Below are 11,600 nucleotides of genomic sequence, written 5' to 3' on the forward strand. Positions count from 1 at the left end.
ACGGGAAAAGCGCTGAACGGTGCGACGATCACGATCGGTGGAGAGACATACACGACCGACACCCATGCGTCGCTGTTTCGCTTTTACAGCGGCGATCCCAATCTGCTTCGAAACGGATTCTACTATCTCGAAGACGTGGCGCCCGGCACGCAGACCGTAGCAGTCGCTGCGCCCGGCTTCGAGGCAGACGAGTTTCTCGTCGAACCGGTCGACTCGTTCTTCACGTTCTTCGATGTTCAACTGGTATCGAACGTTCCTCCGACCGTCGTCTCGTCGACACCCGGGGAGGGGACAGGGGCCTTCAGAATTGTCGATCCGATCGTCATCAATTTCAGTCGCGGAATGAATCGCGCTTCGGTCGAGAGTGCGTTCTCGCTTGAGCCGGCAGTCGGTGGACGTTTCCTGTGGTCAAACAATGACTTTACGCTGACCGTCAGGCCGGATTCACTCTTGCCGCTCACAGCGATGACCCTGACGCTGGCCGGGTCGGCGACGGGCGCCTTCGGAGATCCATTTGACGGGAACGGGGACGGAGTAGGCGGAGACGATTTTGTGATCTCCTTTACGACCGGACCGGCCGATACGCAGGCCCCCGGTATCGCAGACACGTACCCTGCGATTCGGCAGGCGGGTGTCGAACTGGATCCGATTGTCACCGTGGTAATCAACGAGGAAGTTGACCCAACGAGCATTTCACCGGATCAGATCCGCGTGATCACCGGCTCCGGTGACGCCGTCGCCGGTTTGCAGGCGCACCATGCGGTCGGGGAGAGGAGCGTGTTGTCGTTCTTCCCCGCTCAGGCGCTGCAGCCGTTGACGTCCTACATCGTTACGATCGCGCCGGGGCTTAAGGATCTGGTCGGCAATCAGCGGACGACGCAGCAACAATTCAATTTTTCAACCGGCGCCACGAACGTCGAGCGTGACATCATCGACGATTTCGAATCGGATCTTATGACCAACTGGTGGGTGCCGGGACAAAGCGGATCTACCACCGGGATCGTCCCGGGTTCGACGTCCCGTTCTGCCGAGACCCGGATCGTACATCTCGGAGTCGGAAGTGCGACAGCGTTGCGAGTCGATTTCGAGTGGGAGGAGGGCGCGGGCAGCACGCTCCTCCGTGAGTATCTGGTGGGCGGTGCGCCAAAGGCAGTGGTGTTCGACTCGACATATGCACTTGAGACCTATGTTTTTGGGGATGGGAGCGGGACGCTCTTGCGGTTCGCGGTCGACGATCGCGTCCCGGTCGTCGCGGCCGGAAATCATGAAGTCAGTCCGTGGTATACGATCGACTGGTACGGGTGGCGTTTGATTTCTTGGCGGCCGGCGAGAGACGGCACGGGTGTGTGGATCGGTGACGGAGTGCTCGACGGCAATCTGATATTTGACAGCATTCAGCTTTCACGCTCCGCCGGAGCCAGCGCGACCGGCTCGATCGTCATAGACGATCTGTCGATTACGCGTCCTGCCGTAGTCACGGGCGTAGAACAGGAAGGCGACGTGCCGAACTCGTTCGAGTTGATGCAGAATTATCCGAATCCGTTCAGAGGATCGACGACGATTCGACTCAACCTCCCTGAGTCCGGCGCTCTTTCTGTCGCCGTCTTCAGTTTGCTCGGCGAGGAGATTGCCCGACTGACGGACGATAGGCAGTATGCCGCCGGACCGGTGGAGTTCGAGTGGGACGCAACCGGAGTGCCGAGCGGGGTGTACTTTACCCGAGCGCGGTTTGGAAGAAGGATTCGAACCGTACAGATGGTCGTCATTAGATAGCGGAAGCCCATGTTTAGATCGATACTGCTTTCAGCCATAGTCATTGCCGGGATGATCGAAGCTCCCGGCGTCATGTCGCAGCCGTTGCCGAAGCACGAGTTTCGAGGGGCCTGGATCGCGACCGTCGTCAACCTTGATTGGCCCACTTCACGGTCTCTGACCACGTCGCAACAGCAGGCGACACTTGAGCGGCAGATCGACGAACTTCACAAGGCGGGCGTAAACGCGATCTTCTTTCAGATCCGGTCTGAATCGGACGCCATGTACGAGTCGCCCATCGAGCCATGGTCGTACTGGCTGACCGGGGAATCCGGGAAGGCGCCCAGCCCACTCTATGATCCGCTGACGTTTGCCATTCAGGAGGCGCACCGTCGCGGAATGGAATTGCACGCGTGGTTCAACCCGTTTCGGGCGAATCGGAATGTGAGTGGAGGGTACGCGTTCGACACGACGCACGTCACGATCCGGCATCCCGAGTGGCTGCTCTACATCAACAACGCCATCGGAATCATCAACCCGGGCATTCCGGAAGCGCGTCAGTACGTGATCGATGTCATCGTGGATGTCGTGACGCGGTACGATATCGACGGCGTGCACTTTGACGACTACTTCTATCCGTATCCGCCAAACCAGATCGGCTCACAGGATGCCGAAACGTTCGCTACGTACGGCGGAGCGTTTACGTCCATTGCCGACTGGCGTAGAGACAATATCAACACGTTCGTACGGGAGGTACACGAGCAGATCTCGGCGGTCAAGCTGGATATGAAGTACGGGATCAGTCCGTTCGGCATCTGGCGAAATGGAACCCCGACGGGCATAACGGGCCTCGACGCGTACAACGTGATCTACGCGGATGCGCCGACGTGGATGGCCAATGAGTGGATCGACTACCTGGTGCCACAACTCTACTGGGCGTTCGGGGGTTCACAGGACTACGGGAAGCTCGCTCCGTGGTGGATGTCCGTGAGTAGTGGCCGGCATCTTTACCCGGGTCATGGATTGTACCGAAGCGAGCGGTCCACGTTCTCAGGTACGCTGTTCAGTGCGTCCGAAATTCCGCGGCAGGTTCGGTTCAATCGGACCAACGATATTCCCGGCAGCGTCTTCTTTCGGGCACGAAACATCACGGACTTCCAGTCGAAAGGCTTCGCGGATTCTCTGAAGTCGGATTTGTATCGCTACCCTGCGCTGACGCCTTCGTTTCCGTGGTCGGAGCAACTGCAGCCTGGCGTGCCGTTCAACATCGCCAGCACGTGGGTGAGCGACGTCGAGGTTGAAGTGTCCTGGGATATCCCGTTCCCGCAGGAGTTTGAACCGGAGGCTCGTCGGTTTGCGGTGTACCGGGTGAGATCCGCCGGCGTGCCGGACCCCGTTGCGGCGATGCAGGATCCGGCGAACTTGCTGACGGTCACAGGTGAGGCGAGCGTCGTGGATGCGCCGGGTGTGGCGGCGGAGCCGTATCACTATTTCGTGGCTGCGGTCAATGTCAATTCCGTCGAGAGTGGCCCGAGCGATTTCGTTACCGTTGACGGTAGAGCTGTGCCAATCGAGAACGTTGACCTGCCAGAAAGCTTGTTCGCGCTGTCGCAGAACTTCCCGAATCCTTTCAATAGCACCACCGAGATTCGATTCAACATGGTGTCGGGGGCGCCGGTGCGCCTGGCTATTGTGGACCTGCTGGGGCGAGAGTTGGCCGTACTCGTGGATGATGCCTGGTATGCCGGAGGTGCGTATACAGTAAACTGGGACGGGATGGACGCGTTTGGTCGCGAAGTGGCCAGCGGCACGTACTTCGCGGAGCTGTCCTCGGACGGCAGGAGGGTTGTGCTGCCGATGGTGAAGGTCAAATGACTCCGTTTCGAAGGCCGCGGACCTCACTGACGCTCGTGATCTGTGACACGGGCGGTCAGAGCGAGGCTGCGTAAGCAGCCGCGGTAGTCCTGGACCTGGAGTCGACCGAAGCGTCCCGGATCGCTTCGCTTGCGCTCACGATGACTAGATATAGCGTTACGGATCGGCTAGCGAGTGCTCGCAATGACGGCCGATGGTTTCCATCGACCGTGCCGATGATGACGGGTTGGTTAGTCAAGACCCGTCTATTTTCACTATTATCAGCGCACTCATGTAAACACGGTCAGGACACAGGGCACATATGGGCGACGGCGGAAACGTGACCCGTCTCCTGCGGCGCATCCGTGAAGGGGACAGGAATGCAGTTGAGGATGTCTTTCCGCTCGTCTACGACGAGTTGAAGCGAATAGCGCGTCACCATCTGGGTCGTGAGCGCTCGGGGCACACGCTGAACACTACGGGCCTTGTCCACGAGGCATACATCCGGCTGATGGATCGGGAGAGTATCGCATGGCAAGACCGGGCTCACTTTCGGGCTGTTGCGTCCCGGGCCATGCGTCGCATTCTGATCGACTACGCACGCCGCCGCGGCGCAGCAAAGCGCGGGGGCGGGATGAATCGTCTTACGCTGGAGGAGAACCATATCGAGATAGACGATCAGGCAGAACTTCTGCTGTCCCTGGACCAGGCGCTCGAGCGACTCGCGCACCGGAGTCAGAGGCTTTCCACCGTCGTGGAGTACCGGTTCTTTGGCGGGCTGATGGAGGAAGAGATTGCAGAGGTGCTCCAGATTTCGCCACGGACCGTTCGCCGGGACTGGGTCAAGGCTCGGGCCTGGCTGTTTAAAGAGATGTACGCTGACGGCTAGCAAAGCCGCCGAAGTCAGATATCTCCCACAGCCCCGGTGAAGAAGCAGCCGCCGACGGGACGCTCATAGCCAACCGATTTGCACGTGTGGCTCGGACTGTCCAATTTCTGTATCATCGGCCTTTAGCCTCGTGTTGCGCGGGGTGTCTGGAGCCAGACGCGGGTTGGCTCGGTGGCTCCATTCCCCGGATACTCACTGTTTCGCCATGGATACCAGTCGCTGGAAGGAAATCGACGAGCTTTTCGACGCGCTGGTAGACATGTCCGCCGGTGAGAGATCGGCGTTTCTCGACGATCGCTGCCGCGGCCAGGACGATCTTCGCGACGAGGTGGAGGGGATGCTGAGGGCGCATGACAATGCCGGCGGATTTCTGTCAGACTCGGCTTCGCAATCCGCCGTCGAGCTGATTGCAGACTCCGCACATATCCTCGAGATGCCCGAGCGCGTGGGACCGTATCGTCTCACGGCCGAAATTGCCCGTGGGGGAATGGGCGCCGTCTATCTCGGTAACCGGGATGACGGTGAGTTCGAACAGCGTGTCGCGGTCAAAGTCTTGCAGACGGGTCTGCCTGCGACTGACATTCGACGGAGGTTTCTGAGCGAGCGTCAGATTCTGGCCTCGCTAGAACACGAGCACATCGCGAGAGTGTACGACGGCGGCGTCCTGGACGATGGCCGCCCCTACTTCGTGATGGAGTATGTCAACGGGTCACCGATCGACGACTATTGCGAGCAGCAAGGCCTGAATCTCAGACAGCGGCTGGAGTTGATCCGGGACGTGGCGGATACTGTCCGCTATGCACATTACAACCTCGTTATTCATCGCGACCTCAAGCCGTCTAACATCCTCGTGACACCGGACGGCAGCGTTAAGCTCCTCGACTTCGGTATCGCGAAGGTGCTGGGTGGCGACGGGGCTGCCGATCTTGCTGCAACGCAAACGGGCACTCGCTGGATGACGCCCGAATACGCTTCGCCCGAGCAGATCCTGGGTCGACCTCCGACGACAGCGACCGACGTCTACCAACTCGGAGTTGTTGCGTACGAAATCCTGACAGGTGTACGGCCATTCCGAGGCGAAGACCGCTCCGTGTTCGAACTGGAGAGAACTATCTGTGAGGATGACCCCGACCGCCCAAGCCTTGCGGTGCGCGATACCTCTGTGAGTTTGACGGAGCAGCAGCGGAAGACCCGCTCCAAACTTCTCGCTGGTGACGTCGATGCGATTGTGTTGAAGTCGCTGCGGAAGGAATCGGAAGACCGATATGCGTCTGCGGGCGAATTTTCGGCAGACGTTCAACGGTTTCTCGATGGTGTTCCGGTATCTGCCCGACAAGGCAGCACAGGCTACAGAATTCAAAAATTCGTCAGGCGATATCGATGGCGCGTTGCGGTCGTCGCGACGTCCGTAGTCGTCTTGCTTGCAGGGGCTACGGCTTACGCGGTGCAGATCACGAGGGCGCGGGCTGAGGCCGAGGCGGCTGCCGAGATTGCAACGCTCGAAAGGGCAAAGTCCGAGCGTGTCGCAACCTTTCTGGCTGGTCTTTTCGAAGCGGGCGACCTCGAGAAATCGCAGGGCGACACGCTCACTGTGTTTGATCTGGTGGATCGCGGTGTGCAGGAACTTGACGACCTTGAGGACGAGCCTGAAGTGCAGGCAAGACTTGCCCACGTGATCGGAGATGTGTATCACCGCCTGAGTCAATTCGACAGGTCAGAGCAGTTGCTTACCAGGAGTGCCGACATTCTTCGCGGGATCCCGGCGACCGAATCGAGTGAGTTACCATTTACACTTGAAGCACTTTCGGATCTAAGCGTGAGCCGAGGTGACTTTGAGGCTGCGGCGGTGTATGCACGCGAAGCGGTGGGTGTCGCGTCGGAAGTGCACGGCGAGAAGCATGCGACGGTTGCCCGGATGATGAACCGGCTTGGCACTGCGTACTTCTACCAGAACGACGACTCGCTGGCCGCGCACTACTACCGCAGAGCGTTGGAGATATATCGATCGGCGGAAGGCGCCGAGGGAGAAGGCTTCGCTTCGCTTGTCGGTAATCTGGGCCTGATTGAACAGCGCGCAGGGAGGCTTGTTGAGGCCGAAGCCCTTCTGCGCGAAAGCAGATCGTTACTGCAAGACGTGCCGGGTACGGAAGAACGCGTTGCCGACGCGACCCGGAATCTGGCCATAATCCTCGGTGGTCGGGGTGAGTTGGACGAGGCCGAGCAGCTGCACATCGATCACGTCGCGATGCGGCGCGTGCTCGACGGCGACACAAGCGTTGCGGTGTCAAGTGCCCTATCGTTTCTCGGCAGTTTGTACCAACAACGAGGTGAGTACGAGAAAAGCGTTGAGACTCAGTCCGAAAGTCTCGAGATCCTTAAGCAACTCTTTGGTCCCCGACATCGGTATTCTGCCATGGCCATGAATAATCTGGCCCAGCCGCTTCGTCTGCTTGGCCGTTACGACGAGGCGGAGGCGCACCTGCGGCAGTCGATTGACATTCGTCGCGAGGTGTATGGTGAATCGCACTACCGCGTGGCGACCGCTCTCAGACAGGTTGGTAACGTCTTGTCGGCAAGGGGAAATAATGCGGAGGCCCTCGAACTGTTCGAAGAGGCGCTGCAAATCAGGGAGAAGCACTTCGGTCGAAATCATAAGAACACGGCCAATTCGCTCAACGATGTCGCATCCACGCTGGCGAGTCTGGGTCGGACTGAACAGGCCGAAACCGTATTGCAGGATGCCATGAAGATCTGGGGTGTCGTGAGTGAGCCTGACAACGGACAATCGCGAACCAGGTACCTGCTGGGTGGTCTGTTGCTGGATCGTGGTGAACTCGTTTACAGCGAAGGGTTGCTCCGAGAGGCCTATTCAGAAAGACAGCAGCGATTCGGGGCGGATCACTGGCGCACTGCGGCGTCTGCCTCGTTGCTTGCCCGGTGTCTGGCTGAGCAGGGAAAACGCGAGGAAGCCGAACTGCTGTTGATCGAGGCGCGAGAGGCCCTTCTACTGTCGACGGGGGAAGTGGGCAGGACCGAGTTACGCAAGACGCTGGAGCGACTGGTTGAATTGTACGGGGAGTCCGGGAGGTCGGAAATCGCAGCAAGGTATCAGGACGAACTCGATCAGCTTTGAGTTGGATACGGTAGTCCCGCTTGAACAGAAAAGAGTGGACCGTCTGAGCACTTGAACATCGACATTCCGGAGTCGCGTGACTCTCTAGCACGCTTCGACCGGAGAGTAGACTCTGCCGCTTAACGGGTGCCGTTCGGATACCGGTTCCGAGCAGATTCGCATCGAGACAGGCTCCATCGTGTCTTCAGACGGTCCGGGATCTTCGCTCGTGGCGACCATTCAGCACTCCAGTTTCTATGACCACGCCCAACCCCAAATCCTGACATTTCTGCGTTCTAGTTCTATGCGACGTCACAGAATCGTCGCTCAGAACATGCGCAAAATCCTCCTCCATAGCATCTCCAAGCGTCTCGACACCACAATTGTCGAGTTTCTTGGTGAACTCAACTCAGATAGTGAGCGAAGCGGCCAGTCGGCCGTGATCGTGAGTCTGGCCCAGCAGCTCTCGAAGGCCGTGGACCACGCCATCAAGCAGAACGGCATGAGTGAGGAACTGGCAGACGAGTTCCGCCGAAAGTGCTGCGACATGGTACTCGACCGGATCCTCTAGATTCGCCTCTCTCGGGATCGATACCAGCCAGGGGCCGAGTATTCCGCAGCAGAAAAGCCCGGCACTTCCATCAGGCCGGGCTTTTTCTATGTCTGCGTCTCAACAGCTTCGACTACAGAATGCTGTCGAGCACCACTACCGCCGCCACGATGGCCGCGGTGCTGATTGCCAGCGCACGCCATCTGAGGATGGGCTCGTACGCGTGCCTGTATTCCATCATCACCAGTACCTCTAAATATCAAATCCCGGATCGCAAGGGCGATCGTCTCGGCCACCGTTGTTTTCGACCCATTTCGATTCGATTTAACTCTCAGGTCACGGTAAATAGACCGGAGGCCGGTGAATTAGACTTGAATGAGACGATCTCGCTCACGTAATCCGGGTTTGCACCATTCAGGTCCGGGCATCTACTTTCGAGTTGAACTCATCAGACGTTACCGACGCTCGTGACTGACTCGCCCCTATTGGCTCGCCCGCGCCTTGTTGCACTCGACGTGCTCCGAGGCGTCATCATGATTTTGATGGCGATCGACCACTGCGCGTACTTCGTAGCAAGGGCGCATCCGTCGGAGTTCTGGGGTGTTGCCCTGCCGCAGCATGCGTCGTGGCTATCCTTCATGACCCGGTGGATTACACACCTGTGCGCCCCCGGCTTTTTTCTGCTCATGGGCGCCGGCATTGCGCTTTTGACGGCATCGAGAACACGATCCGGATGGAGCACGGGTAGAATCGCTCGCCATCTGGCCGTGCGCGGCGCGGTTCTCGTCCTCGTCGGGCAGACCATAGAAGTCGTGCCGTGGGCGATCTCGTTCTTCACGACCGACCCGTCCGCGCTTGCGTTCCAGATGATCATGCCGGGCGGGGGTGGCCAGATGATGCTGGGGCTGGGAGTCTTGTATGGTCTGGGAGTTTCCATGATTGCGTGCAGCGTGCTCGTGCGGCTGCCGACGTGGGTACTGGCTGTCGCAGGTGCAGGGGCGATCCTGGCGACGCAAATGCTCATGCCGGGCCCCGAGTCTGTTGCCGAGCTTTTTTCGCCGTGGCTTCGCGCCCTGCTGATTCCCGGGCACACCGACTTCATCTTTGTCCTGTATCCCGTCATCCCCTGGATCGGAATCACGCTTCTCGGGATGGCTCTGGGCAACGTATTGTCTCTGGATTCTGACCGAGGATTCCGGTTCGCATCGCTGGGCGGAGCATCGCTCGTGGTGCTGTTTATCATTGTGCGGCTGGGAGGTGGTTTCGGGAGCTTTCACCTGTGGGATGGATCCACCCTTATGAGCTTCCTCCATGTCACGAAGTATCCACCGAGCCTTGCCTTTGTCTCCGTAACGATCGGGGTCAATCTGCTATTGCTTGCGGCCTTCAACCGGTGGCAGCACGCGTTTGAAAAGCGGGCGAGTGCAGTGCTGGTGTTCGGCCGCACGGCGCTGTTCTTCTATGTGCTTCATCTGTACGTCTATCTCGTACTTGGACTGCCCTTCTCTAGCGGTACGGGTTACGGTCTGCTGTATGTGATGTGGGTAGTCGGGCTCGTTATGCTCTACTGGCCGTGTCTGTGGTACACGCGGTTCAAGGCCGCGACGGCGCCTGAGTCCCTCTGGCGGCTATTCTAGGTCGCGAGAACGGTTTCCGGAGGTCGCGTGCGTCCTCAACGGGCCTACAATCACTCCTAGTCCAGCGACTCGTGCACTTCAAATCCCGCACATTTGCCCGATACCATACGTGAACCGTCGCCGACGCGCCGGTATCCGCAGTCATCCACATATGGTATCTACCGATGTCGAGACCTCTCGTATTAGTGTCCCTACTGTTAGCATTCATGATATCGGCGTGCAGCGGAGACGGACCCACTGCGGTTGAAACCGACAACCCCGGCGACATGAGTAACGATCGTGTAAACATCACGAACGATGAGGGCACGCTTGGATCTCGGATCACCTATCACGACGACGATGTCCCGATCAGCGGTGATCCGAAGACCGGGAAAGTTGCTGCATTCAGTCTCAGGCTCGTCGCCGCTGTGTCTCCGCCCGTAGTCGATGGTCAAGTATTGCAAGCGACATCGGTCTCGATGCGAGGTAATTTCGCGATTGTGAGCTACGGGATGCGGGGGCCGGATTACGTCGGTGCGGTCGATGTGTTTAACATCACGAATGCGAAGCGCCCCGTTCTGAAATCGTCCGCTGTATTCGAGGACGCCGATGTCAATTCGGTTGCGTACTTCGATAGCGACGTCTACATGGCCCAGGCAACGGGAGATCCGACATTTGAGTATCCGTCGGTCATGGAGGTCCTAGGTCTACAGGGCTTCAACCTGATTCTGGAAGACAACCAGCGAGTCGGTCTGAGCAGCTACGCAGGAACCGGTATCGCATCAACCGGATCTGCCGTGTATGCGACGTCAGGGAATACGGGTGGATTGGAGGTCGTGAATCCCACGACATGGCAGGCGGACCAGATGCTGGAGTTGCACGACGCACGCTGGGTCGACGTCGAGGGTGGAAAGATCGTTGTGGCTCAGGGCACACCAGGACAGATCTCGGTATTTGATGAAGCGACGCTCAATCCGCTTGGAACGTATGCGTTCACCGGGGCGGATGTGGCCGAGTCGAAGACTACGGTGGAAGTGATAGGGGGCAAGGCGTTCATCGCGGCAGGTCCGGGTGGCGTACAGGTCTTGAGTGTGAACACCGGAGCGGTTCTCGGAAGCGTTCCCCGGCCCGATCCGGCGAGTCTGGGACTCGATCCGTCAGTTGTGGTGACAAACGCCGTGTCCGCGGATGATGACCTCTTGTTTATTTCGAACGGAGAGGCGGGTGTGTACGTGGCGGAAGGTGAAACGAATTTCGATGCCACGGGAAGCGAAGCGCCTCAGAATCTGACTCTTCTGGGTCAGCTCCAGTTTGACGCTCTGCAGTCTGTCAACCACGTGGCATACAAGAACCGCTATCTGATTGTCGCGGCCGGACTGGGCGGGCTTAAGATCGTCGAAGTGCGGTAGTAGTGTCGGGTGTTGGAAGGGCGCGGCCAGTCATCCCCGACTTGATCGGGGATCCATGGCAGGTCCGGTCAACTGCAGCTTGAATGGATGGCCGCCTGCCCTCGCATACGCAAGGGCGGAGCGCGGCCATGACGAGACGAACGTCCTGCCAGATTCGCAGCTGTCCCAGACTCGCCGTCATCCCCGGCCCGCGGTCATCCCCGGCCCACAGTCATCCCCGACTTGATCGGGGATCCATGGGAGGTTGAGGTCATCCTGTAGCTTGAATGGATGGCCGCCTGCCCTCGCTTTCGCAAGGACGGAGCGCGGCCATGACGAGACGAACGTCCTGCCAGATTCGCTGCTGTCCCAGACTCGCCGTCATCCCCGGCCCAGAGTCATTCCCGTTCCACGGTCGCCCCGTCCCGCGGTCATCCGT

Annotated in this window: 7 protein-coding genes; all 7 read left to right on the top strand. The window is 59.0% G+C overall.

Features of this window, described 5'->3' with window-relative positions; genetic code table 11:
* A partial coding sequence (locus HKN37_12335; GenBank protein NNE47433.1) for a T9SS type A sorting domain-containing protein occupies positions 1-1,773 on the top strand: 1,773 nt, incomplete at its 5' end.
* A 9-nt stretch (positions 1,774-1,782) separates the two neighbouring features.
* The gene (locus HKN37_12340) at positions 1,783-3,627 is read left to right on the top strand and encodes a family 10 glycosylhydrolase (protein ID NNE47434.1); all 1,845 of its coding nucleotides are present in this window, start codon (positions 1,783-1,785) and stop codon (positions 3,625-3,627) included.
* Between the two features lie 301 nt (positions 3,628-3,928).
* Complete coding sequence (locus tag HKN37_12345; GenBank protein NNE47435.1) at positions 3,929-4,495, top strand: sigma-70 family RNA polymerase sigma factor; 567 nt, start codon at positions 3,929-3,931, stop codon at positions 4,493-4,495.
* A gap of 205 nt (positions 4,496-4,700) precedes the next feature.
* Positions 4,701-7,628, top strand: coding sequence for a serine/threonine protein kinase (locus HKN37_12350; protein NNE47436.1), 2,928 nt, complete (start codon positions 4,701-4,703; stop codon positions 7,626-7,628).
* 283 nt (positions 7,629-7,911) lie between these two features.
* Positions 7,912-8,178, top strand: coding sequence for a hypothetical protein (locus HKN37_12355; GenBank protein NNE47437.1), 267 nt, complete (start codon positions 7,912-7,914; stop codon positions 8,176-8,178).
* A 446-nt stretch (positions 8,179-8,624) separates the two neighbouring features.
* Positions 8,625-9,794 (top strand): DUF1624 domain-containing protein, encoded by a 1,170-nt coding sequence (locus HKN37_12360; GenBank protein ID NNE47438.1) that lies wholly within the window; start codon positions 8,625-8,627, stop codon positions 9,792-9,794.
* Positions 9,795-10,060: 266 nt separating this feature from the next.
* Positions 10,061-11,182 (top strand): hypothetical protein, encoded by a 1,122-nt coding sequence (locus HKN37_12365; protein ID NNE47439.1) that lies wholly within the window; start codon positions 10,061-10,063, stop codon positions 11,180-11,182.
* Positions 11,183-11,600 lie beyond the last annotated feature (418 nt).

It is taken from the genome of Rhodothermales bacterium, assembly GCA_013002345.1.
Taxonomy (GTDB): domain Bacteria; phylum Bacteroidota; class Rhodothermia; order Rhodothermales; family JABDKH01; genus JABDKH01.

Bases quoted from the DNA above. Each gene is read 5' to 3' on its own strand.
- HKN37_12340 (NNE47434.1), top strand. From the start codon at position 1,783: ATGTTTAGATCGATACTGCTTTCAGCCATAGTCATTGCCGGGATGATC.
- HKN37_12345 (NNE47435.1), top strand. From the start codon at position 3,929: ATGGGCGACGGCGGAAACGTGACCCGTCTCCTGCGGCGCATCCGTGAA.
- HKN37_12350 (NNE47436.1), top strand. From the start codon at position 4,701: ATGGATACCAGTCGCTGGAAGGAAATCGACGAGCTTTTCGACGCGCTG.
- HKN37_12355 (NNE47437.1), top strand. From the start codon at position 7,912: ATGCGACGTCACAGAATCGTCGCTCAGAACATGCGCAAAATCCTCCTC.
- HKN37_12365 (NNE47439.1), top strand. From the start codon at position 10,061: ATGAGTAACGATCGTGTAAACATCACGAACGATGAGGGCACGCTTGGA.